Genomic DNA, 22,482 nt, shown 5'->3' on the forward strand with positions numbered 1-22,482 from the left:
GGAGGTATCATGATGTTGGATCTATTTAAAAAGTCAATTCTAATTATACTGTCTATTTTTTTACTTCTTCATATTTCGGCATGTGATTTAGTGAAATATAATGATTTTGGAAATATCGCTTCCAATAGAACGAATGACAATCCAGTTGTGGATCTAACCGTTTGGCTGTGGCCAGGAAGTGGACTAGAAGACATGATACGCGAATATGACTTGCAAAATCCAAATGTTAATATTTCAATGATTATATTGCCTTATATAGATGTTCATAACAATTTACAAACTGCATTTGCAGCTGGATATGGAGCACCTGATATTAGTCTTGTTGAGGTAAGTTATTTTGAACGTTTTAAAGAATTTGATAAGTCGTTTTATGATTTAACATTATTTGGAGGGCAAACTTTAAAAGATCAATATTTGGATTGGAAGTGGCAGCAAGCTACTAATACGGAAGGTTTCTTGTTTGGTTTACCTACGGATATTGGCCCTGTTGCAATGTTGTATAATCGAACATTGTTTAAAGAAGCTGGATTACCTACAGACCGTAAATTAGTTGCTGAGCAAATTAGAACATGGGATGATTTATTTGAGGTTGGGGAAAAATTAAAGGAACATCATATTTATATGGTGGATAATATTTATATATTATATCGAATGATTTTAGGTCAAGGTGAACAACAATATTTTGAAAAAGGAACTAATCAACTTATTATAGATACTAATCCTACGGTTAAAAAAGCTTGGGAATATGCAGTGAATGCAAAAAAATTGGGTTATTCAAGAGGAACTCCCCAATATTGGGATCCTGAATGGGGTGAAAGATTAAGAGAAAATGAATTTGCAATTACTTTTGCAACTTCATGGATGTTGTCATCGATAGAAAAATCATTTCATTCATCCTCTGAAATTAATGTTAGTAATGTAGGGGAATGGGATGTAACTTATTTACCTGAAGGAGGAGGAAACTGGGGAGGATCATTTTTAACGATGCCAAAAGAAGGCAAACATCCTAGAGAATCTTATAAATTAATAGAACACTTGACCTCACCTGATAGCCAACTAAGAGTATTTACTAAGGATAAAAATTTTCCATCGTCTTCATTACTTTATGATCATCCCATTATTTTAGAGACTAAATTACATTATTTTAATAATGCTCCGGTAGGTGAGATTTTTGTTGATTCAGCTAAACATCTAAAACCAGTATACGAAGGTCCAAATCAACATATTGTAACTAAAATTATAGATAACGCTCTTATAGAGGTTGATACAACAAATACACCTCCAGAGGAAATATGGAGTGAAGCAATGAGGTTAATCAAAAACCAGCTAAACAATGATTAATATTTTAGTTTTAAAGTCTATATTATTAGTTTTGTTATTCATTTAACAAATTCTATTTTAAAAAAGGAGCTAATCATGAATATATTAATGGTAGATGATGAACCGATTGTGAGAAATGCAATGGCCAATATGATTCAATCTATGGAGGATGATTATGATGTAAAGACGGCTGAAGATGGTGAAGATGCGATGATTAAACTTAACGATATAAGTTTTGACATTGTGATTACAGATATTAGGATGCCTGGAGTAGATGGATTAAAACTTGCAAAATATATATACGAAAATTACCCAAAAACTTATATCGTGATGTTAACAGGGCATGCTGACTTTGAATACGCACGCACTGCTCTTCAATATAAGGTCGTTGAATATTTATTAAAACCCATCTCTATGGAAAGTGTGAAAGAAATCATTAATAAAATTGAACTGATGATTCAAAATAGAAAATCCAAATCTGAAATTGGTCGCTTAAGGGAAAGAAACTTACTAGAAAAAAGAGTTCAAGATTTATTTTATGAGATGCCAGTACCTTATTACGATGAATCGTTATTTCCACAATTTCAATCTATTTTTTTATTTTCCATTACGATGAAACCAGATGAATTAAGAAAAAAAACGATCCGATTTTCCATAAAAAATATTATTTCTGATGTAATGAATGAACTTGGTACCTCCATTGTAGTAGTAGAGGAAAGCCATTTATCCACCGTTTTATTCTCTTACAAGGATCAATCTAATCATGTTGAAAAAGTTTTGAAGAATATCTCTTCATCCATTGAACAATTTTTAAAAAGAAGTTGTGAAATTGGAATTGGAGGAGTAAGTAACAAGCTGAATGAAGTCAGCACATTATATAAAAAAAGTTTAATGGAATTAGGTTTATATGAGGAGAAGGTTCCAGTTAAGAACGGAAAATCAACCGAATCTATACATCGATTAATTCGTTCTGTGCTAGAATACGTGGAAAATGATTATTCAAAAGAAATCACTTTGACTTCGTTAGCAGAGCAATTATTTGTAAATCCTAATTACCTGAGTAGTTTATTTAAAAGTGAAATGGGAGAAACCTTTAGTCACCATGTAACGAAAACTCGAATCAACAAAGCCAAGCAGTTATTGCGTGAAACGAATCATAAAATATACCAAGTTTGTAAAATGGTTGGTTATACAGATCAAGCCCATTTCAGTAAAGTATTTAAAGCTTTGGAAAATACGAGTCCTTATGAGTATAGAGAACAAAATAAACCTCAACAAAAACATTCGCAATAACGTCAAGTTTAAAGTACTACAAAATGATTAATAATTTTGATATATTAAAGGGATAAATAAAAAAACTCACTTGGAGGTTATGATGAAACCATACTTTTTTGATGAAAAAGAACGCTTTGTTATTAAAGATTATAACAATCAGAAGCCATTTTCTAGTTTTTTTCCTGGTATTGCAGGAACGATGGGAATTCCACTCTGGGCTTTTTATGTAAATAGAGGTCAGGGCATCGCAAGTTTTGGAATACAAAATAAAGATAGTTCTATTATGGAGTTTTTCCCAGCGAATAAATCTTACCAGCAAATTCCTTCAACTGGATTTCGCACATTTATAAAATATCATAAAAATGACGGTAGTGGATATTATGAACCTTTCACATATCAAACAGGTGGATTGAAGTTAGAAGAAAATATGTTTATTTCACCTAATCTTCTTGAAATCGATTCCAAAAACCAAGAGGCAGGTTTACATGTTAAAGTTAGTTATTATATATTGCCTAATGAATCATTTGCTTCACTAGTTCGTACTGTAACGATTAAAAATATTTCTCAAGAAAGTATAAAATGTGAAATATTGGATGGAATGCCGTCTATACTTCCATACGGTATTACTGAAGAACCTTATAAAAGATTAGGGCATACCTTGAAAAGTTGGATGGATGTATACAATCTTGATCAACATATCCCTTTTTATAAACTTAGAGGAGATACCGCTGATACCGCTGCTGTTGGTGAAATTAAAGGGGGTTATTTTTATTTAAGTTTTGAAGATGAAAACCTTATATCTCCTATTGTAGATGCAAATCTTGTATTTGGAATGAATACCTCTCTTAATAAACCTGATACCTTCTTGAAACATTCTTTAAGTGAGTTATTAAATCATCAACAAGTGACAACAAATAAAGTACCCACAGGTTTTTCTGGAGTAGAAAAGGAATTACAACCTGACCAATCCATTGAAATAAATACCCTAATAGGATTTGTTCAAGATATTGAACAAATCAATGGTCGTAAAGATGAATTATGTAAAAAGACTTATATCGATATAAAAAGAAATGAAGCTAAACAGCTTGTTAATGAATTAACAGATGACATCTCCACAAAAACTTCCTCTAGTTTGTTTGATGCTTACTGTAAACAAAATTACTTGGACAATCTACTACGTGGTGGATATCCTGTTACGTTTGAAACAGGTGAAAAACCACTTGTTTATCATGTTTTCTCGAGAAAACATGGTGATTTAGAAAGAGATTATAATTTTTTCTCATTAGAAGCAGGGTATTATTCACAAGGTAACGGAAATTTTCGAGATGCAAATCAAAATAGAAGAAGTGATGTGTTATTCCATCCTGAGATTCATGATTTTAATGTCAATATGTTCTTTAACTTAATTCAGACTGACGGATATAATCCTTTAGTAGTAAAGGGATGTAGTTTTACAGTTAGACAAAATCAATTAGAGGAAACTTTGAAATTTGTTGATAAAAAAGATAAAAATAAAATGCAAGTTTTCTTTTCAAATCCATTTACTCCAGGTAAACTGCTTACCAAATTAGAAAACGAAAACATCCAGTTAAGTAATTCTGCACAACAATTCTTATTAGAAGTACTTCAAAATAGTGAACAACATGTTGAGGCAGAATTTGGTGAAGGGTATTGGGTCGATCACTGGACATATAATATGGATCTAGTGGATAGTTATCTTGCAATTTATCCAGATCATTTACAGCAATTTTTATTTGAACAAGAAACTTATACTTACTTTGATAGTCCAGCTGTTGTGTTACCAAGAGAAGATAAATACGTCTTGGTAGATGGAAAGGTACGTCAATATGATGCTATTAAAGAAGATACACAAAAAGAAGCTTTACTTCATTCAAGAAAAGAATTGCCAAATTGGGTAAGAACAAAATATGGTGAAGGTGATATTTATTATACGAATCTATATAGCAAAGCAGTATCACTAGCTTTAATTAAATTTGCAACCTTAGATCCCTTTGGATTAGGTGTAGAGATGGAAGCGAACAAACCAGGCTGGAACGATTCTATGAACGGATTGCCAGGTTTATTTGCCTCTGGTTTTAGTGAAGCAAGCGAGTTAAAAAGATTGATTCAATTTGTGATTAACTCAAGTGAAGGAATTAATAGAACAATCAAACTTCCAGTGGAAATGGCGGAATTGTTAACCTCTGTGGATCGTATGCTTGATGTTTATAATCAATCAGAAGAATCAGATAAGGATTACCAATATTGGGATCAGGTTTCTAAAGCTAGAGAAGAATATCGTGATCAAACGAAATATGGATTAGACGGAGCAGAAACAGAGCTGAGTGTATCTGAAATCATGCATATTTTTAAAAAGTTTATGTTAAAAATGAATGCAGGAATGAAGCGTGCTTTAGAGCTGAATGATGGAAAGTATCCTACTTATTTCTATTTTGAAGCAGAAAGTTTTGAAGAGCTCGTTGATAAAGATGGAAAACAAAAAGTAAATAAAAATCATTTACCAAATGTCAAAGTGACAAAGTTTAAACTGCATAACCTTCCTCAATTTTTGGAGGGTCCTACAAGAGCACTAAAGGTATTGGACTCCTTTGAAGAAAAGCAAAAGTTATACGAGCAAATCAAAAGTAGTGGAGTATATGATGAAAAGTTGAAAATGTATAAAGTTAATGCATCTCTGGAAGGGTATCCTTTTGAACTAGGTAGAGTTAGAGCATTTACTGCAGGTTGGCTAGAAAATGAATCTGTTTTTATGCATATGGAATATAAGTATATTTTAGAGGTATTAAAAGCTGGTTTATACGATGAGTTCTTTGAAGATATGAAAAATGTGATGGTTCCATTTTTAGACCCTGAAGTTTATGGAAGAAGTATTATTGAGAATAGCTCATTTATCGCTAGCAGTGCAAATCCAGATGTTACACAACATGGTACAGGTTTTGTGGCAAGGTTAAGTGGATCTACAGCAGAGTTTCTATCCATGTGGCATATAATGATGGTAAACAAACAACCTTTTCAAATGGAAGGAAAGAAGCTTTGTCTAAAATTGAAGCCGATTTTACCAGGCTGGTTATTTGATGAAAATGGTACTGTGGAATTTAAATTTTTATCCAAATGTGATGTAACTTATATAAATAAATCGGGTAAAAATACGTATGGAACAAATGGCGTAGAAGTTAAGAAACTTGTACTGACAAAAAAAGATGGTGAACAAATCAGTTTCAAAGATGGTTCTATTCCTGATCCATTCGCTTCTATGGTTCGTGAAGGTCAAATTTCTAAAATTAATGCTTATTTAGATTAGATTTATAGCTCCAAAAAGTTTTTCCTGTATTCTGGAGTATTATTATAACAGAAAGTAGAGGATCAAATTGAAAAAACGAGGTTTAGTCATATCTTCTTTAGTCGTTATTATCATAATTGGTATCGTTTTCTACTTTATTCAAAAAAATGATAACAATGGATTTCAACCAAAAGCTTCAAAAGGAACAATCCATGGTACGACGGCTGTAACTGTAGATTTCGATGAAACCATTCATCATTTAGCAGTTCAGGTTTCAAGTGAATCATTTTCTGAGCCTGATTCAGGAGAAGTAGTGCCTACTCATCGCACTGTTTCAAACCCTTATCTTCCAGGAACCGATATTTCTGGTGTAGATGCGAAAACAAATAAGTATGTAGGAGTTTTTCTAGCGGATGAAAATAACAAAATTATAGATTTTAAGGAACTAAAATTATCAAAAGGAAAAGTCCAGACTGAAAAATGGAAATTGGTATGGGAAGATGAGTTTGAGGAAGAGGAAATTAATGTAAGTAAGTGGAACTTCATCCAAGGTGGTGGAGGTTATGGTAATCATGAATTACAGCATTATACAAACCGTAAAGAAAATGCACGTATTGAAGATGGTAAATTAATTATTGAAGCACATGCAGAAAATTTTGGTGCTGAACAATATACTTCTGCTAAGTTAACAACAGAGGGAAAAGGCGACTGGAAATACGGACGGTTTGAAATTAGAGCCAAATCACCTGAAGGACAAGGGATTTGGCCTGCGATATGGATGATGCCTACGGATTATCAAGTTTACAATATTTGGCCTTCATCCGGTGAAATTGATATTTTTGAGTTGGTAGGACATGATCCTTACACTGTACATGGTACATTACATTACGGTGTTCCACATACTTATACAGGTGAATCTTATCAACTGCCAGATGAGAAGAAGTTTAGTGATGATTACCATACTTATACAATGGAATGGGTACCTGGAGAAATAAGATGGTATGTAGACGATGTTCTATTTTCAAAGCAAAATGATTGGTTTTCCAAAGATCCAAACAATCCAGAAAATTATACGTATCCCGCACCATATGATCGAGCGTTTTATTTACAATTAAATTTAGCAGTTGGTGGAGACTGGCCTGGATATCCAGACAATACGACAGTATTCCCTCAGCAATTTTTAATCGATTATGTAAGGGTGTATGAATTAGACGGAGAATATAGAGAATCAGGTAGTCGACCTGAACCTTCTCCTTATGAATCCCAAACAACTAGAGATGGAAGAGAACCATTAGAAGATGGAAATTATGTATATAATGGCTCTTTTGAGGATGAGTTATCAAATTGGGAATTTCAACCCTATGAGCCGAAAACACAATTTGGGGGTGAAGGTAAAGTTACCGTTGTTGATGGAGAATTAAACACAGTGATTCAGAAACAGGGAGAAGCACCTTGGGCAATACAACTAGTACAAACACAAATACCAATGGAAAAAAATGAACGTTACACTCTTTCATTTGATGCTAGATCTTCTGGAAATCGTCAAATGATGGTAAATGTCTCAGGTCCAGATCGAAATTTCTCTCGTTATTTTCAGGACACGAACGTTTCTTTAGATGAAAATATGCAGCATTATGAATTTACATTTGATATGGTTCAAGATTCCGATATGAATGCTCGTATTGAATTTAATATGGGGCAGGTCTCTACCTTACCTGTATGGATTGATAATGTTAAACTTGTTAAAAAGCAAAAGGATCCAAATGAAACAAAAACAATTCTTCCTACAGGAAACTATATTTATAATGGAACATTTGATCAAGGTGATCAACGTTTAGCATTTTGGGAATTCACAAGCCAAAATGGAGTAGATGCAAGGGCAACTGTAGGGGTTGAACTTGAAGAACGAGAACTGCAAGTAAAGATCAATGAGACAGGAGATTCACTTGAATCCATACGTTTAACTCAAACTTCTCTTAACATGGAAAAAGGAAAAACATATTTACTCTCCTTTGACGCACGTGCAGAACAAAAACGACTGATTGGTGTTCAAATAACGGATAAAACACAACAAACTGCTTATGCTTCAAATACATTTGATTTGGTAAGAGAAACTCAGTCAAATCGGTTAATATTTAAAATGGAAAATAAAACAGACGATCAATCACAACTTCATTTTCTATTCGGCAGTCAAAAAAATGCAGTATTTTTAGATAATATATTGTTAAAAGAACTATTACCACCAACATTATTGGAAGAACATGTTGTAATTAGAGCCAAAGAGTATTATGACATGAAGGGAGTCGTTATTGAAGGTGAGACGGTTGGTTTTATTGAAGAAGGGGACTGGATGCAATATGTCATAGATGTAAAGGAAGCAGGAGATTATAATATTTCTTACTTTGCTGCATCAGAAAGAGATGACGGCAAAGTAACGATGTTAGCCAAATCAGGTAGTGTGTTTACTCAAAATCTAGAATCGGGTGAATATTTGGAAAGTGATTCTGATCACCAAACATCCATTCAAGTAGAAAATACAGGAGGCTGGCAGTCGTATCGCTCAATGAATGATACGATAACTTTAGATAGAGGAGTTCAGACGATTCAGATTTATGCTCCAAATGTCAATTTACATTGGTTTAGTCTAAGGAAAGAAAAGTGAGAAATTAGTGAATTTTTGATGGAAATTAGGTGACTTGTTTGAAGGGGCTTATCATTTAAGAGATTAGTTATTGACAATCTTTTGTGAACAGATTTATTATTGAGGAAGGGAGAAATATACTTCCTTCCTCAATATATAGTTCTAAATCAAAGAGTAATTTAACCTCATATTTACTCTTTATCTCCATATTGGTAACGTTTTCTATTAAAATAAATGATGAATAAAAAAAGATATTGCAGTTTCTTTGATAAATGATAAATTATCTAAAATGGAAACGATTTCATAAACAATTTCAATATTTATATAAATTTATTTTTTGAAAGGGGTGATACTTTTTAAGAATCCATTTAGATTTCGTAGTTGTCTTTCGAATTTAGTAGATAGTAAACCAAGTTGTTTTAATCTATGAGTATGCACTTATTCTAATATTAAAGGAGAGAGTTCATTTGAAGAAAATATTACCCCTTTTACTAGTTTTAATGATGGTGTTAAGTAGTTTCCAAATTGCATTTGCTGAAAAGAAAGGGAATGGAAATGACACACCTGCTACGAATAACTTTAATCCCAGAGCTTCTAAAGGTCAGTTGCATGGTTCAACTGAAGTGGATGTAAAAATTGATGAAAGCGTACATCATTTGGCTGTACAAGTTTCCAGCCAGCCGATAGAAACACCAAATGCAGGGGATGATGTACCTACCGACTTTTCTATTAAAAACCCATATACACCACTTGATGATATTTCAGGTGTGGATGCAGAGATCAATAAATACCTAGCTGTTTATTTAGCGGATGATAAAAATAAAGTCGTAGATTTTAAATTACTTAAACTTACAAAAGGTAAAATTCAAAAAGAAAAATGGAATCTAGTTTGGGAAGATAACTTTGATGGACAAGCAATAGACGAAACAAAATGGAACTTCATCCAAGGTGGTGGAGGGTACGGAAATAATGAACTTCAAAACTATACAAATCGTGAAAAGAATGCACGAGTAGAAGATGGTCTACTCATTCTTGAAGCACATGAAGAAAATTTTGATGGAAATGAGTATACTTCTGCTAAGTTAACTACTGAAGGAAAAGGTGATTGGACTTACGGTAAGTATGAGTTTAGAGCGAAAATGCCAGAGGGACAAGGGATATGGCCTGCGATTTGGATGATGCCTACAGATTATGGAGTCTATGATATTTGGCCGTCATCAGGAGAAATTGATATTATGGAATTTTTAGGACATGATCCTTATACCGTTTATGGAACGCTTCACTATGGGGTGCCGTGGACTCATACGGGTCAGTCTTTCCAACTGCCAAGTGGAGAAAGTTTTGTTGATGATTATCATACATTCACATTAGAATGGGAACCAGGTGAAATGAGATGGTACGTCGACGGGATTTTATTCTCTACTCAAAATGATTGGTTCTCTAAAGACCCACAAGGAGCAGACAATTTCACTTATCCAGCACCATATGACAGAGATTTTTATATTCAAATGAACTTAGCTGTTGGAGGGAACTGGCCAGGTTATCCTGATGAAACGACTGTATTTCCACAGCAATTTTTAATAGATTATGTTCGCGTATATGAATTAGACGGGGAATATAGAGAAGCTGGTGAAAGACCAGGTCCATCACCTTATGGCAACAATGATTCTGAAGGAAGAGAACCATTAGAAGATGGAAATTATATTTATAATGGTGAATTTGATAATAATTTAACTTATTGGGATTTCCAACCTTTTGATCCAGATGATTTATTTGGTGGTGAAGGTGAGGTTTCTGTAGTTGATGGTGTATTGAATGCAACCATCACAAGTGCAGGGGATGCACTATGGGCTATACAATTTGTTCAACCAAATCTACCAATTGAAAATGGTGAAAGATATAAGTATTCCTTTGATGCATGGTCTACAGGGGATCGTTCTATGATGGTTAATGTATCTGGACCAGATAATAATTTTGCTCGTTATTTGCAAGATGCAACGATCGAATTAACAGATACACCTCAACATTTTGAGTTTGTTTTTGACATGGTTCAACCGACGGACTTCAATGCACGTACTGAATTTAATATGGGGCAAGCTTCAACACTTCCAGTTTTCATAGATAATGTGCGATTAGAAAAAATTGAAAAGGATCCAAATGCTTCTAAGGAAGTATTACCTGATGGCAACTATATATATAACGGAACATTTGATCAAGGAACGGATCGATTAGGATTCTGGGAGTTAACTACAGATCATACTGCAGACGCCACTGCTTCAGTGAATAGTGAAATCTATTATCGTGAACTCTATGTTTCTATTGATGAAGCAGGAACTTCATCTGATTCTATTGCTATAAGTCAAAACCATTTAAACATAGAAGAGAACCAAAGTTATATTGTTTCTTTTGATGCACGAGCAATAGAAGAAAGATCAATTGAAATTCAATTAACGAATGCTGATCAAACTGAAATTTATATGAATGAATCCATTGATTTATCAACAATGACACAAGAATACTCAAAAATATTTAGAATGAATAATACAACAGATGAACATGCATTGTTCCAGTTTTTATTCGGAAATCATGATCCAGGTGTTTACATTGATAATGTAACAATGAAAGCCATTTCTCCACCAAAAGATGTTGCTGGAAATATACAAATTGAAGCGGAAGACTATGTTAGTATGTATGGTGTGATCGCTGAAAATGATGGTCAAACCATTGGTTTTATTGATGAAGGAGATTGGTTGCAATACGCTATAGACGTTGAAGAAGCTGGCGAATATGTTATTTCATACTCTGTTGCGTCTAACGTAGATACAGGGAATTTGACTTTGTTAACAAAAATGGGAAGTGCATATACCGGTGAATTGGAATTTAATGATGAAATAACAGAAGCTGAAGCTGATGGTGTATATTACATGGATATTGCTAGCACTGGTGGATGGAATAACTGGGGTATAGTAACGCAAACCGTTCATTTAGAAGAAGGTGTACAAACCCTTCAAATTGCATCACCAGGAGTGAATTTGGATTGGTTTACGATTTCAACTGAAAGCCAAAGTCAAGGTGAAGATTTAATTGTTAATGGTACGTTTGATTCCGTTGTTGAACCCACTTTTGCTTGGTGGGGAGATCAATGGAATGGGTATGCTGAAGGTGAAGCCTCAATAGAAGATGGTTTACTTAAAGTTCATCTTGAAAGTTTAGGAGCACAACCTTTCATTCCACAAGTTGTTCAAGAAGGATTGCCATTTATTAGTGGACAAACCTATACAGTAAGTTTTGATGCGAAATCTACCTCACCTAAAACGATAAACGTAAATGTTGGCAGAGGGTTGGATGCAGCCCCTTGGTTTATTCCATATGTAGATACACAACAGGTACAATTAAATGATGAACTGCAAACCTATCAGTTTACATTTACAATGAACGAAGCTTCTTATGACAATGGAAAGATCGTATTTGAATTAGGACCCATTGATGGAGAAGCAGTTGCAGGTGATGTATATTTTGATAATCTAAGTATTAAAAGAGATATTATTCAAAATGGACATTTCAGCTCTTCCATTGAATCATGGCAAGCTTGGTGGGGAGATCAATGGGCTGGATATGCAGTTGGAGAAATGAATGCAGTTGATGGACTACTGGTTATTGATATTGAGCAGACAGGGGATCAATCCTATAGTCCACAAGTTTTCCAAGATGGTTTATATTTTGAAAATGGAAAAACCTATACAGTTTCCTTTGATGCAAGCTCAAGTGAAGCAAGGCAAATGAATGTAAACATAGGGAAAGAATTAACAGAAGCACCATGGTTTATTCCATACGCTGCTACACAAGTCATCAATTTAAGTACAGATCAAGAAAATTATCATTTTACTTTTACAATGAATGAGGACACTTACAATAATGGGAAGATCGTTTTTGAATTAGGGAACATTGCTGGTCAGGCTATCCCTGCAACAATTAACTTAGATAACGTGAGTATTATTGAAGGTGTCTTAAATGGTGAAGGTGATTCTGTTTTAGAATGATGCAGAATAGGGATGAAGAATCAGCAGTAAATAAAGAATGAAAAGTGATGATTTTAAGACATAAATAAATGATGAATAACCCTAACCAATTGCAGATTATTTGTGTAAAGGTTAGGTTTTTCATCTAGTTACAAATTGTGGAATAGCAATTTCAATATAAATTGGATAAAATGAAAAGGAAATGAATCTAACATAACCAATGAAAGTTTTATTTAGATCTATACAGGAGGTTATTACTATGGCAAATGAACGAATAATTGTGACTGGTGGGAGTGGTAAGGCAGGTAAGTGGGTTATAAAAGACCTTGTTGAACATGGATATGATGTTCTGAATTTAGATTGGAAAAGACCTGAGGAAGAGCTTTGTCAAACCATTATTGTGGATTTAAATAACTTAGGTGAAGTTCAGAATGCTTTGGCTCAGTATAATACAAGAGAACACATTCCTGTGAAAGGAATCGTTCATTTTGCAGCTATTCCTCAAGCTTTTATTTATCCTAATGATGTGACTTTTAGAAATAATGTAATGAATACATATAATATATTGGAAGCGGCTGCTAATCTAGGTATTGATAAAGTAGTACTTGCTTCAAGTGAATCTTCATATGGAATGGTATTTGCAAGTGAGTTTTTTGACCCTATGTATTTACCAGTAGATGAAGAACATCCACAAACCCCAGAAGACAGTTATGGATTATCAAAGGTAGTGAATGAAGTGACTGCACAAGCTTTTAACAGACGAACAGGTATGCAAGTTATCTCTCTTCGTTTAGGAAATATATTGGAGCCTTCTGATTATATTTGGCTTAGGGAAAGATTTGACAAACCTGAAGAACGTCTCCTCATTCTTTGGTCTTATATTGATGCACGTGATGTAGCAACAGCATGCCGATTATCTATTGAAAAAGATGATTTGGGAGTTCAAGAGTTAATTATTGCAGCAGACGATACATCTTCTGACATACCATCAAAGCAACTGATTGAGAGGTTTTTACCTGATGTAAAGGATATTCGATCAGCATTTAAAGACAGAGAAAGTTTATTATCCAACAAAAAGTTGAAACAAATTTTAGGATGGGAACAAAAGTATAGTTGGAAAGAGTAGGATGATGAGAACTTGTTCATCCGTGACAATTAGAAATGAATCAAACATACTAATATATTGAGGAAATCGTAGTCTTATAAAATAATTCTATGATTTCCTCTTTTTTTTATATACGATGTTTATGTTATTAAATTAAGTTTTCTGCATTTCATTTATCTTTCGAAAAATTCGAAAGTACGAGACCAAGTCTGTGTTTCTCCAGGTTTTATATCAATATCAATAAATATTTCTGGTGAAACGACGTGAGTAGTACCCCAAATCGCAAACATACTGGGTGGGAATTCATTCTTCTCTCTCATACCTACACCGCTTGGTTCATGAAATAGCTCCCATTTATGGTCTGTGTTGTTGTATCCTGTAGGACGGCAATAGAAAGGTTCAATGGGTTTCCGCCTCCAACTTAATTCATGATCCTTAATCATCATAATATCTGGCAAATCATTGATTTGTGGTGTATAAGGTAACCTCAATTTGTAATCAGGACCAATGGGTTGATTATTGATGCCTATAAAGTTATGCACATATTCTTCAGTTTTAATCGATTTTGTCCCGACGTTTTTTAAGTTGTAGTGTATGGTTAAACTTTGATCGTTTAAGTCGATGGTTTTTTCTATAGCAGCTGCATATCCCTGACAATTTATAGGCGATACCTTAAAGAGTATTTTACTTTCTTCTTCAAAGACTTCTATTCTATAGGGAGAGATAGGATAAGGTGAGTGGAATTGATATTCTTTCTTTTCAGTACGAGTAAGATTACCAATTCCTAACTTTGGAAATTGTTCACCTACATTTGTTTCTTCATAACCTATGGGTGTAAATATCCCAAATTCGTTGCATATTCCTTGACCCTCTGTTCCTTTTTCAGGTGTGTAGGTTTCTGGTACGCAAAAAGTATGTTTATTGTTTAATGTAACTTGTGTTATATAACCCGTCCAATCAAAGCGAGAGCCTTTTTGAAAGGCTCCCGGTTTTGCTATATTTATTTTTAGTTGATTATTTTGCAAAATGAATGAAGGAGGGTTAAAAAATTCATGTTTAGATAGACTCATATGAATGCTCCTTTCATTTATTAAAAGATTAACCTAAAATAACCTCTAGGGTGTGGTTTTCATTTTCTGTAAGTCGGCTTATGAACTCACGGCTAATAATCACTGCTTTTTGTTTAGTTTCAAATGAAATCTCTTCACCATTTAAAGTAATGGTTTGAATTTGATATTCCCCATATTCTAAGCCATTTTCATTTTTGTATATAATGTCTAAATGACGGTTTGCAAAATAGGAGAATACAGATGATTGGTTCTGATCATTAAACTGATTTAGAAGTAGTTTAGGTTCTAAAGATAAATCACCAAGTTTTCCTTTTACTCCAAACATCTCAGTTAGTACAGTAAGCAATAACCAACTTGCTGAACCCGTTAAGTAGTGGTACATGCCTCTGCCTTTTTCACTAATATATTCAGGTACGCCAGGATAAATACGACTAAGCTCAAAGTTTTTACTTAACTCGTAAATAGAGTTAAGTACATCATAACCTTCATGTGCAAATTGACGTTGGTACATTGCATTACTGTACATTACAGCCATATGGCTGAACATAGCTCCATTTTCTTTATGACCAAATGCAAAACCAAATCCTCGGCCAATGTTTTGTTGAATTTCCCCAAATTGTGAATTTAATCGATATCCAATTTTTTCATCTTTAAGATACTTCGTTACTGATTTTGATATTTTTTTCACTTGATCCTTAGTAGCCACTTCACCCATTACAGGAAATACTTGACCTGTTAGTGTCATACGAACCCCATTTGTATGATTCCCTTCAACACGTTCAGCATCATTATTGTAATAACCATTAAACCATTCAAAACCTTCTTCATTTTTAATCCACTCATTTTGTCTTAAGTGGGTGATCATCCAATCGGCTTTGCTGTTTAAGTCAGCTGCTATATCTTTTATACTGACAGATATCTTATCTCCACTGATTTTGTGACTACAGCTTTCAAAGTATTGATTTAGACGTTGCAATTTTTGTTCAGCACTATCATAGTTGATAGGGTTTGAGATTGAATCCAATAAGATCATGATTTCTTTTGCAAGATGTAACTCCTCAGTACCTGTTTTTTCTTGAAGAGATAACAGCAGTTGACTCATCTCTTTTAAATTACTAGCATAAAGAGCTGTGAATGCAACACTTTCACCTAATTCAGGTGCTAAGTCAAAAGCATCATTCCAATCCGCACCTTCAAGTTTGATGTTATTATGTTTTCCTACATTGAAAAATTGCACAATATTTTGCAGTAACATATGCTCAAAGATAGTGCCTTTATAAATATCACTATTTTCAGATTTAAGTAGGTTTCCTTGTTCAGGCTTCCATTGTAAATCTAAGTCCTTTGAACGTTTAATTTGTGTATCTTTAAAATAAGTTTGATTTTCTAATAAAAACTCGATGTCCCCACTTTGATTAATATATAACATTGTAGTTAAAAATGGCCATGCGCCATGATCCATCCAAACACGAGCAATATTGTTTCGATCTGCAACAAATTCACCTGGTTCAGAACCAATGATCGTAGCATTGCTTCCATCAATTCGTACCCCCGCAAAGTTGTTATACAATAAATCTTTTACTTTTTGTGGATCATCCATAATTAGAAGTGCTAGACAATCTTGCCATAAATCTCTCCATCCACGTCCACCTTTCCCGTAATCATGATGTGGCAGAAAAGAACATCCATATATTCTTCTTAAAATAGGTTGTAAAGTGACCCACTTCATCCATTTGTTGAAATCGATATCACTAGTTTGAAAATTTAAATTGTTAAGTTTTTCTTTCCAATCTATTTTATTTTGTTCTAATAAAAGATCAAATTGCTCTTCTGAACAATATTTTTTGATGATTTCACTTACATCCTTTAATCGGTTGTCTGTAATCATAAGTGCAACAATGTAGGACTTGGATTCCCCTGGTTTTAATGTTATCGTATTAAACTTTAGTGCTCCTATTGCTTCATATCCTTCTATTGTTTCACCAGCATTTGATTGTGGTGATGCATTTTTCACAATGACTTCAGGCCAGTCTAGGTTTCCACCTTCTCCTATAAAATCTTCAACAACCGGGAAGAAACCTGTCGGTGCTTCTCCATTACCTTCAGAGCCAAAAACACTATAAGTTACATGATTTATTTTGTGCCCTCTTTCATCAAATGAAAGTGTAGGTTGTACTTCAATACCGTATGTTGAAGTATATATACGATGAAGTAAAGAGGTAACGTGACGATGATCACGAATATCATCAGCAGACCTTGCATAAAGAGGAATAGCTGCTGTAGGTGTTACTGTTAAATTTTGATCACTAGTGTTTGATAATTGAACTTTTAAAAGTTCAACTTGATCTTCATTTGCAGGTACAAAACTAGTGCATACTGCTTTAATTCCCATTGTTTTATTTTCACGAATGACTTTATGCCATAATAACCCTGCCTCTAAATGAACTTCTTCTTTCTCTTCTTGATTAAAGTTAAGGCTTATCTGTTTTGCAGAATTACCTGTTGCAGACCAAACCTCTTTTCCCTCAATATGAACCCAAAAATTTCTGGCTGCACGGGAATTATGCAAATCCTCTGCTGAAACGGGAGCCATTAAAAACGTATTTTGACTCGTTTTTATATCACCATGTAAAGTAGGTGTGATGGCCGACATCATACCAGCTTCGTTTACTAAAGGGAAATACAAATAGCTTGATTTTTGTGGGTTGCTTATAGCAAAAGTACTATCTTCATCAATAAACTTCCAACCTGAAGATTTGTTTTCATTTTTCATTGTTGACATTCCTTTCTTTTAAAATTTTATCTTTTAATTCATTTCACTAACTCTCAATTTACTATACTAAGTTTAGAAAGTCCATTTGAGATGAGTGTATATCATATAGTTTTCATAACTTATTGTACATTTTTCATCTAGATGTGAAATATACAACAAAAATATGAGGATTACCATATGTTAAGATTATTTCACTTATATATTTGAAATGAAAAGAATGAATAATGAATAAATTTCTTTACTTATACAATACTATGAAAAGGTAAATTATCATTTTGTGAACATTTTTCACATAGAGGTGAAAAATATACAAGAAATATAAGAATGACCGCATAGTATTGTGAAATCGAATCCACTATACTTTTAGTAGGACGTATTTCACGTTCCAAGATTAATCAAAAGGGGGATTTTTAAATGAAAAGGTTTGGTTTAATTTTAATGAGTCTAATGCTTTTATTCTCATTTGCATTGGCAGCTTGTGCTACTGATGAAGGCGGTGAAGGTACAACTGATGAAGGGAATGGAACAACGACTCCAGAACCAGATGATGAGGTAATAGAACTTACTTTCCAAAACATTCCTAACACTGGTTTGGATGTATTAGTTGAACAGTATCAATCAGAAAATCCTAATATTAAAATCAACTATCAGGAAGCTGAATTTGCAGACCACCATAATGGTTTAGTGACTGCTATGGCAGCAGGATCTGGGATTCCTGATATCGCATTTGTGGAAATTGGATTCTTAGAAACTTTTAAAGGTCAACAAAACAACTTTACAAACCTATATGATTTAGGTGCGAAAGATGCTACGGGTGATTACTTAGACTGGAAAATCAAACAAGCTGAAAATGCGGATGGTTCTTTCTTGTTTGGATTACCAACAGATATCGGTCCAATGGCAATGGCTTACCGTACAGATATCTTTGAACAAGCAGGTCTTCCAACAGATCCGGATGAAGTTTCTGCTTTAATTACAGACTGGGAAAAATTTGTTGAAGTAGGTAAAACAGTGCTAGAGAAAACTGGAAAGCCAATGACAGACTCAGGCGGAACCATTTATGACACGATGGTTGGTCAATTAACTGAAGTTTATTTTGATGAAAACAATGAATTGTTATTAGAAACAAACGCGGGTGTTAAAGAAGCATACGATAGAGCTACGGCAATGGTAGAAGCAGGCATTACAGCAAAAGTGGGACAATGGTCTCCAGAATGGAATGCTGGCATTAATGATGGTGGATTCGCTACGTTGATGGCACCAGCTTGGATGATGAATTACATGAAGAGCAGTGCACCAGATGGTGCTGGAAACTGGAATATCGCACAAATGCCAGTTGCGTCAGGTAACTGGGGTGGATCTTTCTTAACGATCCCAGCAGCATCCGAACATCCACAAGCAGCATATGATTTCATTGAGTGGTTGTTAAGTGTAGATAATCAATATGAAATCTTTAAAGCAACGGGTAATTTCCCTTCTACACCTGGAATTTACGATAAGCCAGAAATTCAAGACTGGACAGATGAGTACTTCCAAGGAGCTCCAGTAGGACAAATTTATGCAGAAGCTGCAGAGAAAGTGGTTCCAGTATACTTTGGTCCTGATCATCAAACAGTGAACACTGCAGTTAAAGATGCAATTAACAACGTTGAAAACAATGATGCAGATCCACAAGCAGAGTGGGATGCGGCTATTGAACGTGTAAATCGCGAATTAAGATAATAAATATATTAGAACAATATAAGTAAAATGGCACGCGCTGATCATATGTTGATCAGCGCGTGTATAATCTGGATAGGATTTTCCATATTTTATGGTAGGAGGAGGTCATAGCAATGAGTACTAAATCCAATAAAAAACCTCGTTTTAAATATGGTTCACAAGCAAGTAGGGATGCATTATCAGGTTATTTATATGTAGCTCCATTTTTTATTTTGTTTCTAACGTTTGGTATATTTCCGATTTTTTATAACTTGTATATCTCTTTATTTAGTTGGAAATTATTTGGAGCTGAGCCTGAGTTTATCGGTTTACAAAACTATGTATGGTTATTAACGGATGATCCAACATTTATTAAAGCAGTAGTGAATACTTTTTCCATTTGGATTATTTCTACTTTACCTCAACTATTTATCGCTTTAGTGCTTGCTTATGTATTAAACCAAGGTTTTGTGAAAATGAAGGATATGTTTCGAATGGCCATTTTTATGCCATTTATCACATCCATTTTAGCAGTAACGATTATTTTTAATTCTTTATTTTCAAGAGATTTTGGTTTAATTAACTTTATTTTAGGCACCGCAGGATTAGATTGGAAGATTGATCGTTTCTTATCTCATATAGCCATTGCTACGATGGTCAACTGGAGATGGGTTGGTTATAATACGATCATTTACATGGCAGGATTACAAACGATCGGTAAGGATTTATATGAAGCCGCAACAATAGATGGAGCAAATAAAATCCAGCAGTTTTTCTATATCACAATTCCACAGCTTCGTCCCATTATTCTCTTTACGATCATCATGTCCTCTATCGGAGGCATGTCATTATTTATAGAACCATTGGTTTTCTTAGATTTAAGAGGTGGATCACACAATCAAGGTTTGACCATGTTCTTATACTTATATGAAACCGCATTTGGAACTAAATATAATGTTGGATATTCTGCAGCTATTTCTTGGGTCATGTTTGTCATTGTGGTTATGTTTGCATTGTTGAATTGGTTCATTACTACGAAAGTTATTAAGGATTAGAGGGGATGAGAAGTCATGAAAAATAGAACAGGACGTCTTATATCGTATATATTTTTAATAATCTCATCTTTAGTTTCAATATTCCCATTTTATTGGATGTTTGCTATAAGCACAAATACAACGGCGGCAGCCAATAAGTTCCCACCAAAAGTTATTCCAGGTGATCAGTTTTTTACAAATGTTCAAAACGCTTGGGAAAACGCAGATTTTATTACGGCTCTATTTAACACTTTAATCGTTGCAGGAACAATTACGATATCCCAGTTATTTTTCTGTTCGCTTGCTGCTTTTGCACTAGCTAGATTAGAGTTTAAAGGACGAAAGTTAATATTCTTATTAATTGTAAGTACGATGTTATTACCACCAGCTAGTCCGATTCCACTTTACATGATCGTAAGTAAATTTGACTGGATCAATAGTTTATATGCCGTTATTATCCCATTCTTAGTGGGAGCATTTGGTGTATTTCTAATGAAGCAATTCATAGAATCCTCCATACATCCGGAACTAATTGAATCAGCTAAAATGGACGGAGCTAGAAATTTTCAAACGTATTACCGAATTGTTTTACCAATCCTAAAACCTGGGTTAGCTACACTAGCTATTATTACATTTATGGGGGTTTGGAATGATTTTGTATGGCCATCGATTGTATTGAAAGAGCAATCTGTACAAACATTACAGCTAGCTGTTCGAGGGTTACAGAATGCATATAACCGGGATACAGCATTAATCGTAACAGGTGCATTTATTACAACATTACCACTTCTTGCTATTTTCATTCCATTTAGTCGACAATTTATTGCTGGTTTAGCGGAAGGATCTGTAAAGGGGTAATATATTATTGTTTGTGAACATATTTAATATTTAAGAGGTATCTATTAAACTTATAATCTGACCTTGATTACATATTGTAATCAAGGTTTTTTATTTATGAAAACAAGTAATTTTATAAAATAACACATTTTCAATCCATTAATAAACTGAATATTTAAATAAATGAGATATATACAAAAAATATGAGAATCACCATATATCAATATGAAATCGCTTCCATTATAATTTTAGTAGGGCGTAATAAACGTTCAAAAAAAGGGGGATTTTTAAATGAAGAAGTTTGGTCTTATTTTAATGAGTTTAATGCTTTTATTTTCCTTTGCATTAGCAGCTTGTTCTTCTGATGAAGTTGAAAAACCAGTGAGTGATAAACCAGCTGATGAAGAAACTCCAGCAACTGAGACACCTTCTAATGAAGTAATAGAACTTACATTCCAAAACATTCCTAACACTGGTTTGGATGTATTAGTTGAACAGTATCAATCAGAAAATCCTAATGTGAAAATCAATTATCAAGAAGCTGAATTTGCAGACCACCATAATGGTTTAGTGACTGCTATGGCAGCAGGATCTGGTATTCCTGATATCGCATTTGTGGAAATTGGTTTCTTAGAAACTTTTAAGGGTCAACAAAACAACTTTACAAACCTATATGATTTAGGTGCGAAAGATGTTACGGGTGATTACTTAGACTGGAAAATCAATCAAGCTGAAAATGCGGATGGTTCTTTCTTGTTTGGATTACCAACAGATATTGGTCCAATGGCAATGGCTTACCGTACAGATATCTTTGAACAAGCAGGTCTTCCAACAGATCCAGATGAAGTTTCTGCTTTAATTACAGACTGGGAAAAATTTGTTGAAGTAGGTAAAACAGTGTTAGAGAAAACTGGAAAGCCAATGACAGACTCAGGCGGAACCATTTATGACACGATGGTTGGTCAATTAACTGAAGTTTATTTTGATGAAAACAACGAATTATTATTAGAAACAAACGCGGGTGTTAAAGAAGCATACGATAGAGCTACGGCAATGGTAGAAGCAGGCATTACAGCAAAAGTGGGACAATGGTCTCCAGAATGGAATGCTGGTATTAATGATGGTGGATTCGCTACGTTGATGGCACCGGCATGGATGATGAACTACATGAAGAGTAGTGCGCCAGATGGTTCTGGAAATTGGAATATTGCACAAATGCCAGTTGCGTCAGGTAACTGGGGTGGATCTTTCTTAACGATCCCAGCAGCATCCGAACATCCACAAGCAGCATATGATTTCATTGAGTGGTTGTTAAGTGTAGATAATCAATATGAAATCTTTAAAGCAACGGGTAACTTCCCTGCTACACCTGGAATTTACGATAAGCCAGAAATTCAAGACTGGAC

12 protein-coding genes are annotated in these 22,482 nt (G+C 34.1%); 10 read left to right on the forward strand and 2 right to left on the reverse strand.

The window, feature by feature from the left end; translation table 11 throughout:
• The first annotated feature begins 12 nt into the window (after positions 1-12).
• The 6 genes from ERL59_RS15360 (at position 13) to ERL59_RS15385 (ending at position 13,682) form a co-directional block, all read left to right on the forward strand.
• Entirely contained in the window at positions 13-1,341 is a 1,329-nt protein-coding gene (locus tag ERL59_RS15360; protein ID WP_160647107.1) for an ABC transporter substrate-binding protein, read from the forward strand.
• Positions 1,342-1,416: 75 nt separating this feature from the next.
• Positions 1,417-2,613, forward strand: a complete 1,197-nt coding sequence (locus ERL59_RS15365) for a response regulator transcription factor (RefSeq protein WP_160647108.1) — start codon at positions 1,417-1,419, stop codon at positions 2,611-2,613.
• Positions 2,614-2,695: 82 nt separating this feature from the next.
• The gene (locus tag ERL59_RS15370) at positions 2,696-5,917 is read left to right on the forward strand and encodes a cellobiose phosphorylase (RefSeq protein ID WP_160647109.1); all 3,222 of its coding nucleotides are present in this window, start codon (positions 2,696-2,698) and stop codon (positions 5,915-5,917) included.
• Between the two features lie 67 nt (positions 5,918-5,984).
• A complete protein-coding gene (locus ERL59_RS15375) occupies positions 5,985-8,558 on the forward strand; it encodes a carbohydrate binding domain-containing protein (protein ID WP_160647110.1) in 2,574 nt (857 codons plus the stop codon).
• Between the two features lie 446 nt (positions 8,559-9,004).
• A complete protein-coding gene (locus tag ERL59_RS15380; protein ID WP_160647111.1) occupies positions 9,005-12,577 on the forward strand; it encodes a carbohydrate binding domain-containing protein in 3,573 nt (1,190 codons plus the stop codon).
• Between the two features lie 238 nt (positions 12,578-12,815).
• Entirely contained in the window at positions 12,816-13,682 is an 867-nt protein-coding gene (locus tag ERL59_RS15385; RefSeq protein WP_160647112.1) for an NAD-dependent epimerase/dehydratase family protein, read from the forward strand.
• Positions 13,683-13,834: 152 nt separating this feature from the next.
• Here ERL59_RS15385 and ERL59_RS15390 read toward each other — a convergent pair whose 3' ends face one another.
• Positions 13,835-14,731, reverse strand: coding sequence for a hypothetical protein (locus ERL59_RS15390; RefSeq protein ID WP_160647113.1), 897 nt, complete (start codon positions 14,729-14,731; stop codon positions 13,835-13,837).
• Between the two features lie 28 nt (positions 14,732-14,759).
• On the reverse strand, positions 14,760-17,504 hold the full coding sequence (locus ERL59_RS15395) for a GH36-type glycosyl hydrolase domain-containing protein (RefSeq protein WP_160647114.1): 2,745 nt from the start codon (positions 17,502-17,504) through the stop codon (positions 14,760-14,762).
• 414 nt (positions 17,505-17,918) lie between these two features.
• Between ERL59_RS15395 and ERL59_RS15400 the strand changes: the two genes are divergently transcribed.
• From ERL59_RS15400 to ERL59_RS15415, 4 genes are all read left to right on the forward strand, one after another.
• Positions 17,919-19,226, forward strand: a complete 1,308-nt coding sequence (locus tag ERL59_RS15400; RefSeq protein WP_160647115.1) for an ABC transporter substrate-binding protein — start codon at positions 17,919-17,921, stop codon at positions 19,224-19,226.
• Positions 19,227-19,339: 113 nt separating this feature from the next.
• Positions 19,340-20,260, forward strand: a complete 921-nt coding sequence (locus ERL59_RS15405; protein WP_160647116.1) for a carbohydrate ABC transporter permease — start codon at positions 19,340-19,342, stop codon at positions 20,258-20,260.
• Positions 20,261-20,275: 15 nt separating this feature from the next.
• Positions 20,276-21,097 carry a carbohydrate ABC transporter permease gene (locus ERL59_RS15410; RefSeq protein ID WP_160647117.1) on the forward strand — a complete coding sequence of 274 codons (822 nt, stop codon included), beginning with the start codon at positions 20,276-20,278 and terminating at the stop codon, positions 21,095-21,097.
• A 270-nt stretch (positions 21,098-21,367) separates the two neighbouring features.
• The coding region (locus ERL59_RS15415) for an ABC transporter substrate-binding protein (protein ID WP_160647118.1) at positions 21,368-22,482 on the forward strand (1,115 nt) is incomplete at its 3' end.

Origin of the sequence: Chengkuizengella marina (assembly GCF_009910845.1) — a bacterium.
In the GTDB taxonomy this organism is placed as follows: domain Bacteria; phylum Bacillota; class Bacilli; order Paenibacillales; family KCTC-33759; genus Chengkuizengella; species Chengkuizengella marina.

What these genes read in the sequence shown, in the direction of transcription:
- ERL59_RS15360 (WP_160647107.1), top strand. Translation starts at nt 13, where the DNA reads ATGTTGGATCTATTTAAAAAGTCAATTCTAATTATACTGTCTATTTTT.
- ERL59_RS15365 (WP_160647108.1), top strand. Translation starts at nt 1,417, where the DNA reads ATGAATATATTAATGGTAGATGATGAACCGATTGTGAGAAATGCAATG.
- ERL59_RS15370 (WP_160647109.1), top strand. Translation starts at nt 2,696, where the DNA reads ATGAAACCATACTTTTTTGATGAAAAAGAACGCTTTGTTATTAAAGAT.
- ERL59_RS15385 (WP_160647112.1), top strand. Translation starts at nt 12,816, where the DNA reads ATGGCAAATGAACGAATAATTGTGACTGGTGGGAGTGGTAAGGCAGGT.
- ERL59_RS15390 (WP_160647113.1), bottom strand. Translation starts at nt 14,731, where the DNA reads ATGAGTCTATCTAAACATGAATTTTTTAACCCTCCTTCATTCATTTTG.
- ERL59_RS15395 (WP_160647114.1), bottom strand. Translation starts at nt 17,504, where the DNA reads ATGAAAAATGAAAACAAATCTTCAGGTTGGAAGTTTATTGATGAAGAT.
- ERL59_RS15400 (WP_160647115.1), top strand. Translation starts at nt 17,919, where the DNA reads ATGAAAAGGTTTGGTTTAATTTTAATGAGTCTAATGCTTTTATTCTCA.
- ERL59_RS15405 (WP_160647116.1), top strand. Translation starts at nt 19,340, where the DNA reads ATGAGTACTAAATCCAATAAAAAACCTCGTTTTAAATATGGTTCACAA.
- ERL59_RS15410 (WP_160647117.1), top strand. Translation starts at nt 20,276, where the DNA reads ATGAAAAATAGAACAGGACGTCTTATATCGTATATATTTTTAATAATC.